Source organism: Pseudomonas syringae group sp. 26L6 (assembly GCF_032587815.1).
GTDB classification, from domain to species: domain Bacteria; phylum Pseudomonadota; class Gammaproteobacteria; order Pseudomonadales; family Pseudomonadaceae; genus Aquipseudomonas; species Aquipseudomonas amygdali.
Window position 1 is genome coordinate 1 of sequence record NZ_JAWHPJ010000012.1, and the last position, 20,036, is coordinate 20,036.

The following is a 20,036-nucleotide window of genomic DNA, read 5'->3' on the forward strand; positions in this document are numbered from 1 at the left end:
GGCGCGGCGCAAATCTGTGACGCGGAGCGTCACGAACGGCATTCCCACGCTGGAGCGTGCGGAACGATAATCCCGACTATCGTGCGGCGCTCCGCGTCGCATGCAGTTCTGGACGCTCTGCGTCCGGTCTTGAGGTTGCGGCGCGGCGCAAATCTGTGACGCGGAGCGTCACGAACGGCATTCCCACGCTGGAGCGTGCGGAACGATAATCCCGACTATCGTGCGGCGCTCCGCGTCGCATGCAGTTCTGGACGCTCTGCGTCCGGTCTTGAGGTTGCGGCGCGGCGCAAATCTGTGACGCGGAGCGTCACGAACGGCATTCCCACGCTGGAGCGTGCGGAACGATAATCCCGACTATCGTGCGTCGCTCTGCGTCGCATGCCGTTCTGGACGCTCTGCGTCCGGTCTTGAGGTTGCGGCGCGGCGCAGATCTGTGACGCGGAGCGTCACGAACGGCATTCCCACGCTGGAGCGTGCGGAACGATAATCCCGACTATCGTGCGGCGCTCCGCGTCGCATGCAGTTCTGGACGCTCTGCGTCCGGTCTTGAGGTTGCGGCGCGGTGCAGATCTGTGACGCGGAGCGTCACGAACGGCATTCCCACGCTGGAGCGTGCGGAACGATAATCCCGACTATCGTGCGGCGCTCCGCGTCGCATGCAGTTCTGGACGCTCTGCGTCCGGTCTTGAGGTTGCAGCGCGGCGCAGATTTGTGACGCGGAGCGTCACGAACGGCATTCCCACGCTGGAGCGTGCGGAACGATAATCCCAACTATCGTGCGGCGCTCCGCGTCGCATGCAGTTCTGGACGCTCTGCGTCCGGTCTTGAGGTTGCGGCGCGGCGCAGATTTGTGACGCGGAGCGTCACGAACGGCATTCCCACGCTGGAGCGTGCGGAACGATCATCGTAACTATCGTGCGGCGCTCTGCGTCGCATGCCGTTCTAGACGCTCCGCGTCCGATGTTGGGTGCTTGGAACGGCATGGATGATGACGTGTGCTCAACGCTGTGACGGTCAAAGCTCGAGCTTGTAGCCCACGCCGTAAAGCGACTGGATCGGGTCCTGACCAGGACAGGCCTGCTCCAGTTTGCGACGCAGGTTGCGGATGTGGCTGTCCACCGTGCGGTCGGTTACTACGCGATGATCCGAGTAGAGCCGGTCCAGCAGATGGTCTCGGGAAAAGACCCGGCCCGGTGAGCGGGCGAAAGTGGCCAGCAGACGCAGCTCAACCGGGGTCAGGTCCAGGCTGACACCATTGAACGAGGCTTGATAATGCGCTTCGTCCACCTGCAAACCCTTGGGCGTGTGCGGGTCGGTTGAGGAAGTACGACGCAGTATTGCCTTGACGCGGGCTACCATCTCACGCGGGCTGAACGGTTTGCAGATGTAGTCATCCGCACCGAGGTCCAGGCCCAGCAAACGATCGATTTCCTCGACCCGCGCGGTGATCATGACAATGGGCACGGCGCTGAAACTGCGCAGCTCCCTGCAGATGTCCATGCCATCGCGACCTGGCAGCATGATATCCAGCAGGATCAGTTGCGGCGGCTGGGCTCTGACTGCTGGCACTACCTCCAGACCGTTGCTCAGGCAATGGGTCGAATAACCGGCAGCGATTAGGTAGTCGCGCATCAGCGATGCCAGTTTGGGTTCGTCTTCGACAATGAGAATCGGCGTTTCGGTGGTCATGGTCGCAGCCGTCCAGGCAGGCACAGGGTCAGCCAGAGGCCGCCTGTGGGCGAATGGTCGGCGCTGAGGCTGCCGCCGTGGGCGAGGGCAATGCTGTGACAGATCGCCAGCCCCAGACCCGCACCGCCGCTGGCGCGGTTACGCGATGTTTCACCGCGATAGAAGCGTTCGAACAGCCTGGGCAATTGTGCTGGATCGACGCCGGGGCCGGAATCCATGACTTCGATACACACTTCATCATCGCGCATGGCTGCGCGAACCTGCACCGTGCCACCGGCATCGGTGTAGCGCACCGAGTTTTCCAGCAGGTTGCTGATCAACTGTTGCAGGCGGCCTGGGTCTGCGTGTACCGACAAGGGGTGAGTCGCAAGTTCCAGCTGCAAACTCAATTGACGCGCGGCGCAACGCTCCTCGAACATTTCAGTGATGTTTGTCAGCAGCTCTGCCAGGTCACAGTCGACCTTGCGGTAGGTCAGGGCGCCCACATCCGCCAGGGACAATTCGTAGAGATCATCCACCAACTTGCTGAGCATGCCGACTTCACCCTGTAGCGACTTCATCGATGCCTGATCCAGGGTGCGCACGCCATCCTCGATGGCTTCCAGTTCGCCACGCAGTACCGACAGTGGGGTGCGCAGCTCATGGGACACGTCGGCCATGAATTCGCGGCGCATCTTCTCATTGCGCTCCAGGGTGTACGCCAGCTGGTTGAAGTCGCGCGCCAGTTGACCGACCTCGTCATTGGAGGAAACCGCCACGCGGCTGCTGTATTCCCCGGCGGCGAGCCGATGGGTTGCAGCGGCCACACGCTTGACCGGGTCGAGCAGCGTGCGGGCAATCCACCAGGCAATCAGCACGGCCAGCAGCAGCGACAGCACACCCATCGCCAGGCTGGCGCGCAGCTGGTACTGCTGAAAGCGCTCGCCACCCGCTTCACTGACGCTCTGAAAGGGTGTGACGGCCAGCCAGCCCACGATTTTGCCGGCGACTTCCACCGGGCGCATGAACTCATCGTCATGCACGCCCGGAAACCCCATTACCAGGTTCTTCTGCGCATCCAGCAGGGCGATTCGAAACACTGCACCAGTCAGATCGGAAGTGGGGGGTGTTGCCAGTCCTGGAATGGCGAAGTCCTGTGCGGGCTCCGGGCGCATCACCTCAAACCAGCGATCCTTGTTGTCACGCATGAACTCCCAACTGCCTTCGCGAGCATAGGCCACGGCCAGCCGCGGCAGGACCGGCGACATACGCTGCATGGCCTGCTCGTTGAGATAACCCAGAAAGCCACGGGCAAAACTCCAGTTCGCAGTCAGACCCATGATCAGGATCACTGACAGCACGCTGGCCAGTACCGCGACAAATAATTTGGTGGAGATGCTCGATTTCATGAAAGCTCGGGTTTTCCCTGAAGACGGCGTCCATTTAGGCCTTCGTGACCGCAAGTTTCAAGTCGGCGCAGCAATCTTCAATTTTCCTGCACATTTGCCTCGCACTCTGACATCAGGCTTTCGCCACAACGTCCTGAGGCAAACATGTCGAGCAAGATTTTCGCCAAATACCTGATGACGGTGACCTTTGTCATCTACGCAGCCCTTATCAGTCTTCTGAGCGGTTGTTCGGCGGATGATCCGCCGCCCGCTGCGCCAAAACCAAGCGTGTCGGTCATCACTGTCCAGCCACGCAGCCAGGCGCTGACCACCGAGCTGGCGGGGCGCACTCAAGCGTTCATGGTCGCCGAGATACGGCCGCAGGTCAGTGGCATCGTTCAGCAGCGGCTGTTCGTCGAGGGTGCTGACGTCAAGGCCGGCCAGCCTTTGTATGAGCTCGACAGTGCGACCTACCAGGCTGCGCTGGCGGAGTCACAGGCCACGCTCGCCAAGTCCCGTGCCACGCTCAAATCGGCGCAGGCGACCGCCAGGCGAGATATTGGACTGGCAAAGATAGATGCCATCAGCCAGCAGGATAAAGAAGACGCCGAGGCCAGTCTGTTGACCGCTGCGGCGGAGGTAAAAGTGGCGGAGGCCGATGTGCAGACCGCGCGCATCAACCTGGCTTACACACGTATTACCGCGCCCATCAGTGGCCGTATCGAGACCTCGACCGTCACCCCCGGTGCATTGGTGGTGGCCCAGCAGGACACGGCGCTGACCACGGTTCAGCAACTGGACCCGATTTACGTCGATGTCACGCAGTCCACCACCGAGTTGCTGCGTCTCAAGCGCGACCTGGCCAGTGGCAAGCTGCAAACCAACGGCGATGGGCAAGCCCGAATCACCCTTAAGCTGGATGACGGCAGCACTTATAACCACGACGGCCGCCTACAATTCAGTGGCGTCAGCGTCAATGAAGGCACCGGCACCGTGACGCTGCGTGCCAGCTTTGCCAACCCCGAGCGGCTGTTGCTGCCGGGCATGTACGTGGTAGCGGTGCTGGAGCAGGCGCAGGATCACAACGCGATCCTGATTCCGCAAAAGGCCGTCAGCCGCAGTGCCAGCGGCCAGACCACCGTGTTACTGGTGGTCGACGGCAAGATCGAGCAGCGGGTGATCAGTGTCGACCGCACAGTGGGCAACCAGTGGTGGGTGAGCAGCGGGCTCAAGGCCAATGAGCAGGTGGTGGTCGAGGGCGGGCAGAAAACGCCGGTGGGCACCGAAGTCAGTGTTCAGAACGCCGACAGCTCGAATTCGCCATCGCCGAGCGGCACTGTCGCTGCCGCTGACGTGAAGGAGCGCTGAACATGGCTCGTTTCTTCATTGATCGTCCCATCTTCGCCTGGGTCATTGCCATTTGCATCATGTTCGCCGGCGGGTTGTCCATCAGCCAGCTGCCGCTTGAGCAATACCCCAATATCGCGCCACCGACGGTAAAGATCTCGGCCACCTACACTGGCGCATCGGCCAAGACCGTCGAAGACTCGGTTACCCAGGTCATCGAGCAGCAGATGAAGGGGCTGGACCGGCTGACTTATATGTCCGCCTCCAGCAGCTCTGCGGGCAGTGCGAGCATCAACCTGACCTTCGCCGCAGGCACCGACCCTGATGTGGCGCAGATGCAGGTGCAGAACAAGCTGCAACAGGCTGAATCACGTTTGCCGCAAAGCGTGCAGAGTGAAGGTTTGACGGTGACCAAGGGCAGTTCCGATTTTCTGATGCTGGTTGCCCTGGCATCCGATAACGAAAGTGTCACGGGTACGCAGATAGGTGATTACATTTCCAGCACGCTGCTCGACCAACTCAGCCGTGTGAATGGCGTCGGCGACGTGCAGACTCTGGGTTCGGGTTACGCCATGCGTATCTGGCTGGACCCGGCCAGGCTGGAAAAGTACGCACTGATGCCCTCCGACATCAGCTCGGCGCTGGAGGCGCAGAACACCGAAGTCTCGGCAGGCCAGTTGGGCGCCTTGCCTGCGGTGACCGGCCAGCAACTGAACGCGACCATCAGCGCCCGCAGCAAGCTGCAGACGCCTGAGCAATTCGAAAACGTGGTCGTCAAATCTTCCAGCGACGGTGCTGTTGTGCTCCTGCGCGATGTGGCGCGGGTGGAACTGGGCAGCGAGAGCTACGACATCAATTCGGCGCTCAATGGCAGGCCTGCGGCGGCAATGGGCATTCAACTGGCGTCAGGCGCAAACGCGCTGAGCGTTGGCGAAGCGATCAAGGCCAAACTCAAGGAACTGGAACCGTTCTACCCTACGCAGATGCAACTGAAGACGGTGATTGCCTATGACACGACACCGTTCGTGAGCCTGTCGATCAAAGAAGTGGTGAAGTCGCTGGGTGAGGCAATCGTACTGGTGGTGCTGATCATGTTTCTGTTCATGCAGAACCTGCGCGCCACGCTGATTCCGGCGATTACCGTACCGGTGGTGCTGCTGGGCACGTTCGGCGTGCTGGCGCTGTTTGGTTATTCGATCAATACCCTGACCATGTTTGCCATGGTCCTGGCCATCGGCCTGCTGGTCGACGATGCGATTGTGGTGGTGGAAAACGTCGAGCGGGTCATGAGCGAAGAGCAACTGAGCCCGCTGGAGGCGACCCGCAAATCGATGGATGAAATTACCAGTGCGCTGATCGGCATCGCGCTGGTGCTGAGCGCCGTATTCATCCCGATGGCCTTTTTCAGCGGCTCCACCGGGATTATCTACCGGCAGTTTTCGGTGACTATCGTTTCGGCCATGCTGCTCTCTGTACTGGTTGCAATGACCCTGACGCCAGCGTTGTGCGCGACGATGCTCAAAGCCTCGGACGCTCAGTTGCATGCACAACGGGGCGGCTTTTTCGGCTGGTTCAACCGTTCCTTCGACCGCAGCGCCGACCGTTACCAGCGAGGCGTAAGCGGTGTGATCAACCATCGCGGGCGGGCTCTGCTGGTGTACGTGCTGGTGCTGGTGGCCATGGCGGTGGGTTATGTCAGCCTGCCCACATCGTTTTTGCCGGATGAGGACCAGGGCGCGCTGATGGCGCAGATCCAGCTGCCGGTAGGCGCTACCGACAGCCGTACGCAAGCGGTTATGAGGCAGTTCGAAACCTACATGCTCAAGCAGCCGGAGGTCGAGGCACTGATCAGTATCTCCGGGCTGGGGATGGGCGGTAACAGCCAGAACACTGCCAGGGCGTTCATCAAGCTCAAGGACTGGAGCGAGCGTTCCGGCAAGGGGCAGGGCGCAGCGCAGGTGGCTCAGCGGGCAACGCTGGCGCTGTCAAGCATTGGCGACGCCAGCGTGTTTGTCATGCAACCGCCTGCGGTGCGCGGGCTGGGGCAGAGTTCGGGGTTTGATGTGCAGCTCAAGGACCTTGGCGGCGTGGGGCATGAGGCGCTGGTCGCGGCACGCGAGCAGTTTATCGAGCTGGCGAAGAAGGACCCGAGCTTGCTGGGCGTACGCAGCAACGGCCTGGACGACACCCCACAGTTAAAAGTGACCATCGATGACCGCAAGGCCGGTGCGCTGAGCCTGTCTACCAGCGACATCAATTCGACCCTGTCCACTGCGCTGGGTGGCAGCTACATCAATGACTTCCTCAATCAGGGGCGAGTGAAGAAAGTCTACGTGCAGGGCGAGGCTGCTTCGCGCATGCAATCAGCCGATCTGAACCACTGGTTCGTGCGCAACAGCAATGACGAAATGGTCCCGTTCTCGTCGTTTGCCCGCAGCAGCTGGAGCTATGGCTCGCCGTTGCTGGAACGCTACAACGGCAATTCGTCGCTTGAAGTGGTGGGTGATCCTGCGCCGGGTGTCAGCTCGGGCACGGCAATGGATGCCGTTGAAACGATCATCAAGCAGCTTCCCGAAGGCATTGGTTACGAGTGGACCGGACAGTCCTACCAGCTGCGTTTGTCCGGCTCTCAGGCACCCATGCTCTACGCGGTTTCAGTGCTGTTTGTGTTCCTCTGCCTGGCGGCCTTGTATGAAAGCTGGTCAGTACCGTTTTCGGTCATGCTCGTGGTGCCTCTGGGCGTTGTCGGCGCGGTTCTGGCGACACGGCTCAGCGGTTTGAGCAATGACGTGTACTTTCAGGTGGGCTTGCTGACCACCGTGGGCCTGGCGGCGAAAAACGCGATTCTGATCGTCGAGTTCGCCAAACATCTTCAGGAACAGGGCAAAAGCCTGCATGAAGCGACCCTTCTTGCCGCCCGGCAACGACTGCGTCCGATTCTGATGACTTCGCTGGCGTTCATGTTCGGTGTGCTGCCGCTGGCCCTCAGCACCGGCGCAGGCTCGGCTGGGCGCAATGCAATCGGCACTGGCGTGCTGGGCGGTATGTTCAGCGCCACCGTGCTGGGTATTTTTCTGGTGCCGCTGTTCTTCGTCGAAGTCCGTCGCCGCTTCAGTCGTTCTGCAGGCAATGCTCCGGTTGCCCAATCCACATCTACAGGTGAAGCATGATGCGTCTTTTCTGGCCTTCGCTGGCTTTCTCGGCGCTGCTCACAGGCTGCGTCAACCTGGCTCCAGATTATCAACGCCCCGAAGCGCCTGTATCGAGCCAATGGCTGCCGGCGACGGCGGGCCAACCTGTCGCGTCAGGCAGCGTGCCCACGGATATCGACTGGCAGAACTTTTTCACCGACAAGCGTTTGGTACGTCTGCAAACCCTGGCGTTGGTGAATAACCGTGATCTGCGCCTGGCCAGCCTGAATGTCGAGAAAGCCCAGGCTCAATACCGTATCGAGCGTGCAGCGAGCCTGCCGACCATTGATGCCAGTGGTAGCGGCACGCATACACGCACGCCGTCATCGACCTCAATGACCGGAAAGTCGTCGATCAGCCATGAGTACAGCGCGCAACTGGGTTTGAGCAGCTATGAACTGGATGTGTTCGGGCGTATCCAGAACCTTCAGGACGAAGCGCTCGAGGATTACCTGGCCTTGACCGAAACCCGGCGCAGCACGCAGATCAGCCTGATTGCCGAAGTCGCGACCGGCTGGCTCACCCTGGCTGCCGACAACCAGCTTTTGAAACTGGCTGAAGATACGCTGGCCAGCCAGCAGCAAAGCTACGACCTGACCAGAAGCAGCCATGCTCTGGGCGGCTCTTCCGGCCTGGAAGTGGCTCAGGCGCAAACCACGGTAGAGTCGGCGAGGGGCGATGTGGCGCAGTATAAAAGCCAGATTCTTCAGGACCGCAACGCCCTGCGCCTGCTGGTGGGCAGCGATCTGCCGGAGGAGCTTCTGCCCACTGCCGACGTGCCATCCGTGGCGCAACTGGTGCAGGTGCCGGACGAATTGCCCTCCAGCCTGCTGCAACGTCGTCCGGATGTGCTGAGCGCCGAACACAGCCTCAAAGCAGCGAACATCGACATTGGCGCAGCGCGTGCCGCGTTCTTCCCCAGCATCACCCTCACCGCCAATGCAGGCTCTGCCAGTACCAGCCTGTCAGGTCTGTTCACGTCCGGGAGCGGCTCATGGAGCTTTGCGCCGAGCATCAGCGTGCCGATTTTCGATGGCGGGTCCAATCAGGCCACGCTTGACTCGGCCAAGGTGGAAAACCAGATTCAGATCCAGACCTATCAGCAGACGATTCAGACTGCGTTCAAAGAAGTGGCCGATGCACTGGCGGTGCGCAGCACGCTGGACGAGCGGGTGGCTGCACAACAGGCCTATACCGATGCCAGTCGCAAGAGCTACGAACTGGCCGATGCCCTGTATCGCGGCGGGTCGCAGAGTTATCTGGAGGCACTTGAGTCCCAGCGCTCGCTGTACAGTGCCGAGCAGGAGCTGATTTCCCTTCGCCTTACCGAGCAGAGCAACCGGGTAACGCTCTACAAGGTCATGGGCGGCGGATGGAATCCGGGATGACTTTTTCTACTAGCCTTTGAATAATTGCCTCGCTTAAACGTTTTACCCTTACCTGCAGTGCGGTCATTTAGGTGCTCGCACTGTGGTTTTGATCCTTCATGAACAGGAGTTCTCATGAAACCCTCCCAGCCGAAGTACGTCCGCGCTCTGTCGCTGCTGGTCACTTCACTTATCATTCAGACGCCAGCCCAGGCTCGTACGCCGTCCTCTGCAACTGCCGACAACATTGCCCAGCTTGCGGTGGTCAAGCCGGTCAGCGCGTGCTCTGCGCTGACCGGCGTGGACCTCAACGATATCGGCGGGCAGGGCAGTCGTGTGCTATCGGCCAGTGAATCAATGCGCAACGATGTAGCAGTGTGTGCCGTGGAAGGCCGATTGGCACCGCAGATAAACTTCAGGCTTGAACTGCCTACCGGCACCTGGGCACAACGCTACCTGCAAGTCGGCTGCGGTGGGCTGTGTGGCAACATCAACTCGACCGTACGCGCCGCTGATGGCTGTAAGCCGCTTGATACCGGTGCATTTGCAGTAGCCTCCACCGACATGGGGCATCAGGCGGCAGATAACCATTTTGGCGACGACCCGCAAAAACGCGCCGATTTCGCTCACCGTGGCGTGCACCTCACCGCGCTGGCGTCGAAGAAACTGATCACTGCGTTTTATGGCCGCAAAGCCGAATACGCCTACTTCAGTGGCTGCTCGGACGGCGGCCGCGAGGCCCTGATCGAGGCCCAGCGTTACCCGGACGATTTCGACGGCATCATCGCCGGGGCTCCTGCGCTCAACTTTCAGGTACAGAAAATGCTGTACCACGGCTGGATGGCCCGCTCCAACCGAGGGGCAGACGGCAAGCCGATTCTCCTCGCGTCCAGACTGCCACTGCTGCACAAGGCCGTACTCGCCCAATGTGATGTGCTGGACGGGCAAATCGATGGCCTTGTATCCGACCCACGCGTCTGCCACTTCGACCCCGCCGTACTGCAATGCAAGACAGCAGCCGACACTGCCAATTGCCTGAGCGCAGAAGAAGTGGCTGCTGTCAGACGTTTTTACGAGGGGCCGAAAGACCCTGTCAGTGGCGAACATTTGACCTTGGGCGGGCCGCAGCCTGGCTCGGAACTGGCCTGGGCGGGCGTATTCGTGCCGGTCAGCGCCGATCAGCCCGTCTACAGCGAAACGGCTGCACTGGAGGCCATTCGCAATGTGGTGTTCGAAAAGAACCCGAGCGCGGATTTCGATCTGAACGCACTGAACTTCGACAAGAAAACCTTTGATCAACTACGCCCGCTTCATGCGCTATACGATGCCACCAACCCGGACCTGTCACCATTCGCCAGCCGCGGCGGCAAGCTGATTCTCTGGCACGGCTGGGCCGACCCGAACATCTCGCCGCTCAACACCCTGGCGTACCACGAGGCGGTCGAAGCACAGATGGGCAAGACACGCACCGAGGCGTTCTCACGGCTATATATGTTGCCCGGTGTTTATCACTGCGGCGGCGGGGAAGGGCCAAGCCTGGTTGATCTGCTGACGCCGATCATGGCCTGGGTTGAAAAAAGCCAGGCACCGGATGCGATCGTCGCCCGACAGGCAGGCCCCGAGAAGGCTGGCAACCGGCAGAGACCGCTGCCAAAAGCCCTGCCAGCATCGATGGTCAATGAAAACGTCGGTAATCGCGGGCGTACCCGCAAGGTCTTCCCGTACCCGTTCATGGCCGAGTACGACCACAAAGGCTATTCGAAAAACGCGAACAGCTACCAGCGCGCCCAGCCATTGACCACGGAAAAAACACCGCACTGGATGGGGGCAGGCTTCTTCAAACCGTATGCGCCTCTGGAGCGTCAGGTTGATTAGCTGTTACACCTGCGCGTAGTGAGCGAATTATTTTCTCCTCGTTCTTGACATGACATGCGAACCAGTACAGAATTGCGTCCATTCCTGAACGAGGAATTGAAAAAAACCCTTTAGATTCAATGGGTTGGAAGCCAAAGAAATACCGGTTTCCCGCGAAATGAAAATACGTTTGATGTTTAAGTGAAGCATCTTTCGTTTGAGGCCGAGTAGCAAAATGGTTATGCAGCGGATTGCAAATCCGCCTACGCCGGTTCGATTCCGACCTCGGCCTCCACTATTCAAAACCCCGCAGATTAACGTCTGCGGGGTTTTTTATTGGGCGCGATGAAAGTGATGGGGTCCGAAAACCGAGCTCAGCCGCTATTTAAAGCGGCTTGCGTTGATATAGCCGTATTGGTTTTGCTGATAAATCGTGTAAGGCAGGAGCAATGTATCTACGATGCCTGATAAGCCCATGTCCAGTAAAACCCACTCGGGAGCATTGGTCTTCTGATAAGCGCTACTCTGTTTGGGTTCTGCGTTCAGTTCACAGAAATCGAGCATAACTCCGCTGTAAACGCGCGGAATGGAGGAGCAATTTGATTTCCAGTCAGTGAGCTTTTCACCTGCGACGGAATCGGGCCTGAACGTTGTGTTGATTGTTCCGCATCCCGTCAAAGCAAGCGTGAGCAATAGAAGGCACTGAATTTTCAGATGAGGTACACACGACTCTTTTTGCGTTACGAAACCTGGCTTCATGACTACGTTCCTTGTGTTTTCAATGCAATTGGGACGGCAGAGCTAGCGCGCGAGGCACATGCCCGTCGGTGTTGTATGATCGCCGTGGGTGTTCAATGGATGGTTGTTTCGCCGGGAATTGATCTGTCACATGCAGCACGATTATTGCTTGCCATGCCCAACCAGCCTGTCAGGCATAGCCGAGGTAAACCCGATGAGCAAACCCCTTGTCCGATGGCCGATCAACCCGCGCAGAACGGCGGTCATCGTCGTAGACATGCAAAAAGTCTTTTGTGAGCCCACTGGAGCGTTGTACGTAAAAAGTACGGCGGATATCGTCCAGCCGATCCAGAAGCTGCTGCAGGCCGCACGAGCTGCTCAGGTGACGGTGGTTTATCTGCGCCATATCGTGCGCGGCGATGGTTCGGACACCGGGCGCATGCGCGATTTGTACCCGAATGTGGATCATATACTGGCACGGCATGATCCGGACGTTGAGGTTATCGAAGCGCTCGCGCCCCAGTCGGGTGATGTGATTGTCGACAAGCTGTTCTACAGCGGCTTTCACAACACGGACCTGGACACGGTGCTGCGCGCGCGGGATGTCGACACGATCATTGTCTGCGGTACGGTCACCAACGTGTGTTGTGAAACCACGATCAGGGACGGCGTGCACCGGGAATACAAGGTTATCGCCCTGAGTGACGCCAATGCTGCAATGGACTACCCGGATGTAGGGTTCGGTGCTGTTTCAGCCGAGGAGGTTCAGCGTATATCGCTGACGACGATTGCCTATGAGTTCGGAGAGGTCACCACGACCGCCGAGGTCATCCGGCGTATTGAAAGTGCGTATCCGCACGGGAGATAAATGTGCGCAGTTCTGGGCCGTTTTTCATCTGTGCGCATTCAAACCATGCGTTCCGTTTCAGACCGTTTGATCTGGCTTGAACGGTCGATACGGCTAACTGTTTGTATGAATTGTGAATTCTTGCAGTGGCATGCTTTCTGCTCTCGTCTCGCTGACCTTCACCCTTGCCGGTGAAACTTTCCCGCACCGTGTCAGCGAGAGGAAGCAGCCGTATGACTCTGCACTATGTGCCCATTATCAACCTGGCCCCTTATTTTTCAGGAGAACCGGACGGCAAGGCAGCCGTGGCGCAGGCAGTCAATCAAGCGTGTAAGGACATTGGGTTTCTGGTAATCACCGAGCACCAGATTCCCAAAGAACTTATTGATAAGGTCTCCGGTTTGACCCGCCAGTTCTTTGATTTGCCGCTGGCGGAAAAACGCAAGGTTGATCGTCCCAGCCCGGAGATGGTGCGTGGGTACAGCGCGATAGCCGAGGAGAGCCTTTCATATTCTCTGGAAGAAAGTGCGCCGGGAGATCTGAAGGAATCCTTCTCCATCGGGCCAAGCAACGTGCCGAATGAAGATTATTACCACAACGCCGAAGCAGGTTCGCATTTCGCGCCGAATGTCTGGCCTGCTGAAGCGTTGTTGCCTGGGTTCAAAGAGGCGTATCAAGCTTATTTCGAGGCGATGAGTGAACTGGCGCAATCGTTGATGCGCCTGTTTGCCCTGGCATTGGAGCTGGACGAGTGCTTTTTTGATGACAGAATCGACCGGCATATCAGTATGTTCCGCAGCCTGAGTTACCCGGACATCAAGACCGAAGTCGAAGCCGGCCAGTTGCGCGCCAGTGCGCATACCGACTACGGCAGCCTGACCATCGTGCGCCCTGATAATGCACTGGGCGGCTTGCAGGTACGTAATCAGCAAGGCGAATGGGTCGATGTGCCCTATGTCGAGAACGGTTTTGTGGTCAACATCGGCGACCTGATGATGCAGTGGACCAACGACCAGTGGATTTCCACCCTGCACCGCGTGGTCAACCCGCCCATTAGCAGTGAGCAGGACAACCGTCGGCAGTCACTGGTGTTCTTCCATCAACCCAACTACGACACCTTTATCGAGTGCCTGCCCGGTTGCCTGCCGCCTGGCACCACACCACGGCACGCGCCGGTGACTTCGGGCGATCACTTGCTGGCCAAGTTCGTCAAACAGACGACCTTCGGCGGCAGCAAGGTGGCCTGATATGAGCACACTTTCATACGTCAACGTGTTCGCGCAGGACATCATCGGTTTAAGCGGTTTTTACTCGAAGCTGTTCGGCTTCAGTGAAATCGAGGCCATCAGGTCGCCTATTTTTCGTGGGCTGGACACAGGCAAATCCTGCATCGGTTTCAATGCACTCGATGCCTACGAATTGTTGGGGCTGGATGAGTTTATTGGTAGCACCGGTTGCCGGTTTCTCCTCAACATTGATGTCGATGAGCAATCCGAGGTGGACAGGTTGGTGCCTCAGGCAGTGGCGCTGGGTGCGCGATTGATCAAGGCGCCGTATCTGACGTATTACCATTGGTATCAGGCGGTTTTGCTGGACCCCGAGGGGAATATATTTCGGATTAACTTCATGCTTTAAGTGCTGCGGGCGCGTACAACAACGGTGGCGGGTTGGGCAGTTCACCAGCCCTAACGTTTCAGGTTTTCACAGAAAAATCTACTGGCTGTACTGCTAGCTATCCGGCCCATGGAAGCAGGTCTTCAATTGTGCAACAGGCAAGGCATGCCTGATTCAAGAATTGGGGATATGGAAATGAGTGAATCTGATAGTAAGCAACCCAGACACGGCAGGGTTATCGAGCCTGCATCGCGGGGCTCGTATGCCATGGATCAGGGCATGGTACTGGAGTGGCATCTGCACGGAGTAGAAAGCGGCAAAAACTTCCCTGATAAATTAGAAGGCCCTGCACACGATTTTCCTCGCAGAGACGAGTATCCAGATGGCGATGTTGATAGTGCTGCCCCGCCAGTAGATGGACTGATAATGAGTGCAGGCTGGATTGATGAGCGCGACTGTTTGAATTACACCGATACAGAGCTCACTGAGGCACTGAAAAAGAAGGGCATCCTTAACACTGAAGGCTGGCCTCGCCTGAGCGTGAAAAGTGGGAGTACGTTTGACGTAACCTGGAGGTATGAAGCGACTCATGTGACGCGTGGTTATCGTTGGTTCATTACCAAAGATGGATGGGACGAGAGCACCCGATTGACGCGCAATCACTTTCAAGAGAACCCTTTTGACGAAAAAATTTCCCTTCTTCAGCCTTTTAACAAACACCGCGGTGAGCTTGAGCCGGCAATAATAGATTCGGCAGTGTTGCCGGAGGGCAAAAAGGGTCACCATTGCATTCTTCTGCTCTGGATTGTTGCAGAGTCGCCGATGGCGTTTTACCAAGCATTTGATGTCGACTTTGGTGAGTAAATCGGCATTCTGCAAGGTCTGCGGTTTAACCGCAGGGTGCTCCCAGGCTCGGGTTCCGTCTTGCATCCTGGGTGTTCAGGTTACTGGAGTGCAGCGACAGACGTGAAGACTGCGCAGCAAGCCCCAGCGATCCAATTGCCCGTTCTTATTTTGTAGTTGCGGTGCAGGAGGGTTTGACGACAAAGAGGCTCGGCCCTACAGTTGGGCTTCTTTGGCATATGCATCTACTGATCAAAAATAACTTTTCCTGAATGTTTCAGTGTCTGCCTGGTCGTTCATGATCGTCAGCTTACCATTCGAGACGCTGTAGGTTGTCATCGCATCCCCTTCGGAGGAATAACGCTGACGCCAGCGACCCCGTTCGCCGGTATCACTCAGGAATGTTCTCCAAATGACTCTCTCATCCTCCAGTTTGCAGCGATACCTGAAACGGTCGCCATCGTCCCGTCGATAGGCTATCTCAGGTGGACTTTGCTGAACCGTCTTCATGGTTTTGGTTTTACGACCCATTTCAACTGAAAGGGTAGCCTTGCATATTTCCGAGGGCGAGAAGTCAGCGCCTTGGGCTCTGGCAACATGAAGAGGCTTAAACTGACTCACGCTTTTTATGTGGAGTTTCAAGTGTGAACAGGCTTTTAGAACGATTGCTTGCCCTTGTTTTGTTTTTGCCTCTGATGTTTGCAGGTGCGTGGCTTGGGTTTGAGATACCTGGAATAGATCACGGCACACGGACAGTATTTTTCGTCGGCTGGATGATCGCGATGGCATTTGTTGTCGATCGAATCTGCACAAGAGTATTCAGAGAAAAATAGACATTAGAGCCGGGATCTACATGACCGCGCCTGGTATCTGCTATTGCCTCGAAATCTCGCTGAATGGAACCACGGTGGCGTTGACCTTTTTTGGTGTACTTGACGTGCGTGGAGTGACCCCTAATCGCGGTGAGGGCGTGCAGTGCTTGAGTGCTTCAGATTTGGGGAGTGGTGTTCGTCAGCAGGACGCCGGAGAAAGAGTTTTTTGGAATTGCGGACCACGACTGTTTTTGCGGACCAAAACAAAAAGGGCCTACTGAGCAAAATGCCCCGTAAGCCCTTGATATGTATGTGGTGCCCCGAGCCGGGGTCGAACCGGCACGTCCAAAGGACGAGGGATTTTAAGTCCCTTGCGTCTACCAATTTCGCCATCGGGGCGGTAGCGCCAAGAGCAGGGAATATATACACCCGGCCCCCATGAAGCAAGCTTGAAAGCGTCACAAATGACTCGGAGTGCCGCTTTTTTGCCTGCCGGAAATGCTTGGTAAATCATGAGGCTACGAAATTTTATTGGAGCAAAGGCTGACGTGCCGCGTTCAGACGGCTCAGGCTTTGCTCTCTTTCACCACCGCATCGCTCACTACAGCCTCGACCTTGTCAGCCAGTAATCGCAGGTAGCTCGCCAGGGCGACTTCCTCCAGGCGCAGGCCTTTGCGTTGCCGGGAGCGGGGGAGTTTGGCCAGGTTGCCGAGCAGGAAGCCTTCCAGTACTGCGGGGTGGATGTAGCATTTTCGGCAGATGGCAGGGGTGTTTCCCAGTTGTTTCGAGACCGCCTTGACCATATCGACAATGTGCCGCTTGGCGTCGGCCTCCGGCTCCCAATGCAGTTTCTGCAACGTCGCGAGCGCCAGCGCACTCGCTGCCCAGGTCCGGTAATCCTTGGCGGTGAAATCCGAGCCGGTGAGGCTTTGCAGGTAGGCGTTGATATCGGATGACGTCACTGCGTGGCGTACGCCATCTTCGTCCAGGTACTGAAAGAGGTTTTGTCCCGGCAATTCCATGCAACGCTTGATCACATTGGCCAAGCGCCGGTCCTTGACGCTGACCTTGTGCTCTACGCCGCTTTTACCACGGAACTCAAAAAGGATCTGGCCGCCTTTGACCTCTACATGCTTGTTGCGCAGCGTGGTCAGGCCGTATGAGCGGTTTTCCTTGGCGTACTGGCTGTTGCCGATGCGGATCAGCGTCGCATCCAGCAATGAAATGACCGTCGCCATGACCTTTTCCCGGCCCATGCCCGGCTGCGCGAGTTGTGCTTCTATCTGCTTGCGAACCTTGGGCAGCGCATGACCGAACTCTATCAGGCGCGAGTATTTGTCCTGATCGCGTATCTCGCGCCAGCGCGGATGGTAGCGGTATTGTTTGCGGCCGCGTGCGTCACGTCCGGTAGCCTGCAGGTGGCCCATCGGGTCGGCACAGATCCACACATCGGTGTAGGCGGGCGGGACTGCCAGCGCGTTGATGCGCTTTATCTCCGACTCGTCCTTGATGCGTTTACCCTCAATGTTGAAGTAGGCGAATTTGCCGCGCAGTACCTTGCGCGTAAGGCCCGGCTGAGTGTCGTCTACATAATGCAGGTCACTGGCGGGCTGGCTGATGGCAGTCGAGTCAGGCATGGCTAATTTCCAAAGGCAGTTAAAAACACTGACCTCGGTCTTTTACCGTGGTGCCGTTTATTTGCTGACTGACCGGTTTTTCAGGGCATCAGGCCAGTACGGCAACCGCTTTGATCTGCGCCCAAAGCGACTGGCCTCTGTGCAGGTTCAACTGGTCACTGGAGTAGCGCGTGATGCGCGCGAGCAAAGGCGTGCCCCCGGCGTCCAGTTTCACCAGCACATGTGCCGAGTTGTCAGCCAACGCCTCCTCCATCACCGTGACCGGCAAGCGGTTGAGAATGCTGCTTTGATCGTCGGGTTGCAGATTCAGGCTGACATCCCGAGCCTGAACCTTAACGCGCAAAAGGGTGCCGATCTGCATTTCGGAGTGTGCGACGCGCATGCACAATGTGCTGTCGGGCAGCGTCACGCTCAGTAACTGGTAATGACGATCATAGGCGCTGACCGTGCCTTCAATGACCACGCCCGCATCGCCGCCCATGGCCAGTGGCAGGTCCAGCCGCGCCAGTGTTTCGCGAATCGGGCCGCTGGCCAATACGTTGCCGGCTTCAAGCAGCACCAGATGATCTGCCAGGCGTGCAACCTCATCCTGAGCGTGGCTGACATACAGCATGGGGATGTCCAGCTCCCGATGCAGGCGTTCCAGGTACGGCAGAATTTCACTTTTGCGCCTGGCGTCCAGTGCCGCCAGAGGTTCATCGAGCAGCATCAGGCGCGGGCTGGTCAACAGTGCGCGTGCAATGCCCACGCGCTGACGCTCCCCACCGGACAGCTTGTCAGGACTGCGCTCCAGCAGATGGTCGATGCCGAGCAGTTCAGTGGCCTGCGGCAATTGAATGTTGCGCTGCTGACGCGGGATGCGTTTCATGCCGAATTCAAGATTGGCCCGCACGGACAGGTGCGGGAACAGGCTGGCTTCCTGAAATACATAGCCGATCGCCCGTTTGTGCGGAGCGAGGAAAACGCCTTTTTCAGTGTCTTGCCAGACTTCATCATGAACACGAATGAAGCCCTGGCCAGCTTTTTCCAGCCCGGCAATGCAGCGCAGGCAGGTGGTCTTGCCCGAGCCCGAAGGCCCGAACAGCGCCGTGATGCCCGACCCCGGCAGGGTCAGGTCGGTACGCACAGTGAAATCCGGGTAGGTCATGTGCAGGCGGACTTCTATCGGTGAGGCCATGACTCAGCTCCATCCTGCTTTGGATTTACCGCTGGAATACAGCGCCAACAGCACCAGAAAGGAGAACACCAGCATCGCTCCGGCCAGCCAGTGTGCTTGCAGGTACTCCATGGACTCGACGTGATCGAAAATCTGTACTGACACCACACGGGTTTTCTCTGGGATGTTGCCGCCAATCATCAGCACCACGCCGAACTCGCCGACCGTGTGCGCGAATCCCAGAATCGCCCCAGTGATAAAGCCAGGCTTTGCCAGCGGCAGAATCACGTGGAAGAACGTGTCCCATGGGCCCGCTCTCAACGTGGCTGCCACCTCCAGCGGACGGCTGCCAATGGCTGCAAATGCGTTCTGTAGCGGCTGGACGACGAAAGGCATCGAGTACAGGACCGAGCCGATCACCAGTCCGGCAAAGCTGAAAGTCAGCGTGCCCAGTCCCAGGCTCTGGGTGAGCTGGCCCACAGCTCCGTCGGGGCCAAGCAACAGCAGCAGATAAAAGCCGATGACTGTCGGCGGCAAAACCAGGGGCAGGGCGACGACCGCGCCAATCGGCCCCTTGAGCCATGAATCAGTGCGCGCCAGCCACAGCGCGATGGGCGTGCCGATGATCAACAGGATGACGGTGGTCAATGACGCCAGCTTCAGTGTCAGCCAGATCGCCGCGATGTCGGCACTTCCCAGTGGCATTTACAGCTGGTATCCGAAGGACTTGATGATGGCGGCGGCTTTCGGGCCTTTCAGGTACTCGACCAGCGCCTTGGCAGCGGCGTTGTCCTTGCCCTTGTTGAGGATGACGGCGTCTTGCTTGATCGGGTCATGCAGGGCGTCCGGCACGATCCAGGCCGACCCGCTGGTCAGTTTGCCGTCCTTGTAGATCTGCGACAGGGCCACAAAGCCAAGTTCCGCATTGCCGGTGGAAACGAACTGGTAGGCCTGAGTAATGCTCTGGCCCTCCACGATCTTGGCTTTGGTTGCGTCGGTCAGACCCAGTTTGCTCAGCACTTGCGTCGCTGCCAGGCCATAAGGGGCAGCTTTTGGGTTGGCGATGGACAAGTGTTGATACTGATTGGCCTTGAGCACTTCGCCCTTGCTGTCTACATAACCGTCCTTGGCCGACCACAGCGCCAGGGTGCCCACCGCATACGTGAAACGCGAGCCCTTGACGGTGTCGCCTTCCTGCTCAAGCTTTGCCGGGGTGGTGTCGTCGGCCGACAGGAACACCTCGAAAGGGGCACCATTCTTGATCTGTGTGTAGAACTGACCGGTAGCGCCAAACGCGGCAACAAGCTTGTGGCCGGTGTCCTTCTCAAAGTCAGTGGCAATCGCCTGAATGGGCGCTGTGAAATTGGCTGCGACGGCGACCTGCACCTCGTCGGCAAACGCGTTGGCTGTAGCTGATACGGCGAAGGCCAGGGCAGAAAACTTGAGAATGGCGCGCAGCTTGGTCGTTCGCATGGAACAGCTCCTTGATGATGAAAACGCACGCCGTCGAAATAAAGGCGTTTCGCTATATAGTTAAATATATAGCGATAGCCTGTTGTTCTGAAAGCACTGTT

16 protein-coding genes and 2 tRNA genes are annotated in these 20,036 nt (G+C 58.2%); 9 read left to right on the forward strand and 9 right to left on the reverse strand.

What is annotated here, in order from left to right; all coding sequences use genetic code 11:
- Window positions 1–1,014: 1,014 nt before the first annotated feature.
- On the reverse strand, window positions 1,015–1,689 hold the full coding sequence (locus RYA97_RS06405) for a response regulator (protein ID WP_041924791.1): 675 nt from the start codon (window positions 1,687–1,689) through the stop codon (window positions 1,015–1,017).
- Window positions 1,686–3,077: a sensor histidine kinase efflux regulator BaeS gene (gene baeS / locus RYA97_RS06410; RefSeq protein ID WP_058409464.1), complete on the reverse strand. Its 1,392-nt coding sequence runs from the start codon at window positions 3,075–3,077 to the stop codon at window positions 1,686–1,688. Before baeS ends, RYA97_RS06405 begins: the two co-directional genes overlap by 4 nt.
- 144 nt (window positions 3,078–3,221) lie before the next feature.
- Here baeS and RYA97_RS06415 point away from each other — a divergent pair, with 144 nt between their 5' ends.
- From RYA97_RS06415 to RYA97_RS06435, 5 genes are all read left to right on the forward strand, one after another.
- Window positions 3,222–4,424: an efflux RND transporter periplasmic adaptor subunit gene (locus RYA97_RS06415; protein ID WP_117139903.1), complete on the forward strand. Its 1,203-nt coding sequence runs from the start codon at window positions 3,222–3,224 to the stop codon at window positions 4,422–4,424.
- 2 nt (window positions 4,425–4,426) lie between these two features.
- Window positions 4,427–7,573, forward strand: a complete 3,147-nt coding sequence (locus RYA97_RS06420; RefSeq protein ID WP_005746458.1) for an efflux RND transporter permease subunit — start codon at window positions 4,427–4,429, stop codon at window positions 7,571–7,573.
- On the forward strand, window positions 7,573–8,982 hold the full coding sequence (locus RYA97_RS06425) for an efflux transporter outer membrane subunit (RefSeq protein ID WP_046834935.1): 1,410 nt from the start codon (window positions 7,573–7,575) through the stop codon (window positions 8,980–8,982). The genes RYA97_RS06420 and RYA97_RS06425 overlap by 1 nt, the downstream gene beginning before the upstream one ends.
- Before the next feature lie 114 nt (window positions 8,983–9,096).
- Complete coding sequence (locus RYA97_RS06430) at window positions 9,097–10,836, forward strand: tannase/feruloyl esterase family alpha/beta hydrolase (protein ID WP_117139902.1); 1,740 nt, start codon at window positions 9,097–9,099, stop codon at window positions 10,834–10,836.
- Window positions 10,837–11,036: 200 nt separating this feature from the next.
- Window positions 11,037–11,110: transfer RNA gene (locus RYA97_RS06435), tRNA-Cys, on the forward strand.
- An 86-nt stretch (window positions 11,111–11,196) separates the two neighbouring features.
- Here RYA97_RS06435 and RYA97_RS06440 read toward each other — a convergent pair.
- Window positions 11,197–11,574: a YceK/YidQ family lipoprotein gene (locus RYA97_RS06440; protein ID WP_004665266.1), complete on the reverse strand. Its 378-nt coding sequence runs from the start codon at window positions 11,572–11,574 to the stop codon at window positions 11,197–11,199.
- 193 nt (window positions 11,575–11,767) lie between these two features.
- Here RYA97_RS06440 and RYA97_RS06445 point away from each other — a divergent pair, with 193 nt between their 5' ends.
- From RYA97_RS06445 to RYA97_RS06460, 4 genes are all read left to right on the forward strand, one after another.
- Entirely contained in the window at window positions 11,768–12,421 is a 654-nt protein-coding gene (locus RYA97_RS06445; protein WP_117139908.1) for an isochorismatase family cysteine hydrolase, read from the forward strand.
- A gap of 212 nt (window positions 12,422–12,633) precedes the next feature.
- A complete protein-coding gene (locus tag RYA97_RS06450) occupies window positions 12,634–13,647 on the forward strand; it encodes an isopenicillin N synthase family dioxygenase (protein WP_117139901.1) in 1,014 nt (337 codons plus the stop codon).
- 1 nt (window position 13,648) lies between these two features.
- On the forward strand, window positions 13,649–14,035 hold the full coding sequence (locus RYA97_RS06455) for a VOC family protein (protein ID WP_117139900.1): 387 nt from the start codon (window positions 13,649–13,651) through the stop codon (window positions 14,033–14,035).
- 168 nt (window positions 14,036–14,203) lie between these two features.
- Complete coding sequence (locus RYA97_RS06460; protein WP_117139899.1) at window positions 14,204–14,878, forward strand: lytic polysaccharide monooxygenase auxiliary activity family 9 protein; 675 nt, start codon at window positions 14,204–14,206, stop codon at window positions 14,876–14,878.
- Window positions 14,879–15,109: 231 nt separating this feature from the next.
- Here RYA97_RS06460 and RYA97_RS06465 read toward each other — a convergent pair whose 3' ends face one another.
- From RYA97_RS06465 to modA, 6 genes are all read right to left on the reverse strand, one after another.
- On the reverse strand, window positions 15,110–15,607 hold the full coding sequence (locus tag RYA97_RS06465; protein WP_232829566.1) for a hypothetical protein: 498 nt from the start codon (window positions 15,605–15,607) through the stop codon (window positions 15,110–15,112).
- 375 nt (window positions 15,608–15,982) lie between these two features.
- Window positions 15,983–16,068: transfer RNA gene (locus RYA97_RS06470), tRNA-Leu, on the reverse strand.
- 167 nt (window positions 16,069–16,235) lie between these two features.
- Window positions 16,236–17,306, reverse strand: a complete 1,071-nt coding sequence (locus tag RYA97_RS06475) for a DNA topoisomerase IB (protein WP_004665279.1) — start codon at window positions 17,304–17,306, stop codon at window positions 16,236–16,238.
- 88 nt (window positions 17,307–17,394) lie between these two features.
- Complete coding sequence (gene modC / locus RYA97_RS06480; RefSeq protein WP_117139897.1) at window positions 17,395–18,483, reverse strand: molybdenum ABC transporter ATP-binding protein; 1,089 nt, start codon at window positions 18,481–18,483, stop codon at window positions 17,395–17,397.
- Between the two features lie 3 nt (window positions 18,484–18,486).
- Complete coding sequence (gene modB, locus RYA97_RS06485) at window positions 18,487–19,167, reverse strand: molybdate ABC transporter permease subunit (RefSeq protein ID WP_117139896.1); 681 nt, start codon at window positions 19,165–19,167, stop codon at window positions 18,487–18,489.
- Window positions 19,168–19,935, reverse strand: coding sequence for a molybdate ABC transporter substrate-binding protein (gene modA / locus RYA97_RS06490; protein ID WP_005743781.1), 768 nt, complete (start codon window positions 19,933–19,935; stop codon window positions 19,168–19,170).
- Window positions 19,936–20,036: the final 101 nt, after the last annotated feature.

What these genes read in the sequence shown, in the direction of transcription:
- RYA97_RS06405 (WP_041924791.1), bottom strand. Translation starts at nt 1,689, where the DNA reads ATGACCACCGAAACGCCGATTCTCATTGTCGAAGACGAACCCAAACTG.
- baeS (WP_058409464.1), bottom strand. Translation starts at nt 3,077, where the DNA reads ATGAAATCGAGCATCTCCACCAAATTATTTGTCGCGGTACTGGCCAGC.
- RYA97_RS06415 (WP_117139903.1), top strand. Translation starts at nt 3,222, where the DNA reads ATGTCGAGCAAGATTTTCGCCAAATACCTGATGACGGTGACCTTTGTC.
- RYA97_RS06420 (WP_005746458.1), top strand. Translation starts at nt 4,427, where the DNA reads ATGGCTCGTTTCTTCATTGATCGTCCCATCTTCGCCTGGGTCATTGCC.
- RYA97_RS06425 (WP_046834935.1), top strand. Translation starts at nt 7,573, where the DNA reads ATGCGTCTTTTCTGGCCTTCGCTGGCTTTCTCGGCGCTGCTCACAGGC.
- RYA97_RS06430 (WP_117139902.1), top strand. Translation starts at nt 9,097, where the DNA reads ATGAAACCCTCCCAGCCGAAGTACGTCCGCGCTCTGTCGCTGCTGGTC.
- RYA97_RS06440 (WP_004665266.1), bottom strand. Translation starts at nt 11,574, where the DNA reads ATGAAGCCAGGTTTCGTAACGCAAAAAGAGTCGTGTGTACCTCATCTG.
- RYA97_RS06445 (WP_117139908.1), top strand. Translation starts at nt 11,768, where the DNA reads ATGAGCAAACCCCTTGTCCGATGGCCGATCAACCCGCGCAGAACGGCG.
- RYA97_RS06450 (WP_117139901.1), top strand. Translation starts at nt 12,634, where the DNA reads ATGACTCTGCACTATGTGCCCATTATCAACCTGGCCCCTTATTTTTCA.
- RYA97_RS06455 (WP_117139900.1), top strand. Translation starts at nt 13,649, where the DNA reads ATGAGCACACTTTCATACGTCAACGTGTTCGCGCAGGACATCATCGGT.
- RYA97_RS06460 (WP_117139899.1), top strand. Translation starts at nt 14,204, where the DNA reads ATGGAAATGAGTGAATCTGATAGTAAGCAACCCAGACACGGCAGGGTT.
- RYA97_RS06475 (WP_004665279.1), bottom strand. Translation starts at nt 17,306, where the DNA reads ATGCCTGACTCGACTGCCATCAGCCAGCCCGCCAGTGACCTGCATTAT.
- modC (WP_117139897.1), bottom strand. Translation starts at nt 18,483, where the DNA reads ATGGCCTCACCGATAGAAGTCCGCCTGCACATGACCTACCCGGATTTC.
- modB (WP_117139896.1), bottom strand. Translation starts at nt 19,167, where the DNA reads ATGCCACTGGGAAGTGCCGACATCGCGGCGATCTGGCTGACACTGAAG.
- modA (WP_005743781.1), bottom strand. Translation starts at nt 19,935, where the DNA reads ATGCGAACGACCAAGCTGCGCGCCATTCTCAAGTTTTCTGCCCTGGCC.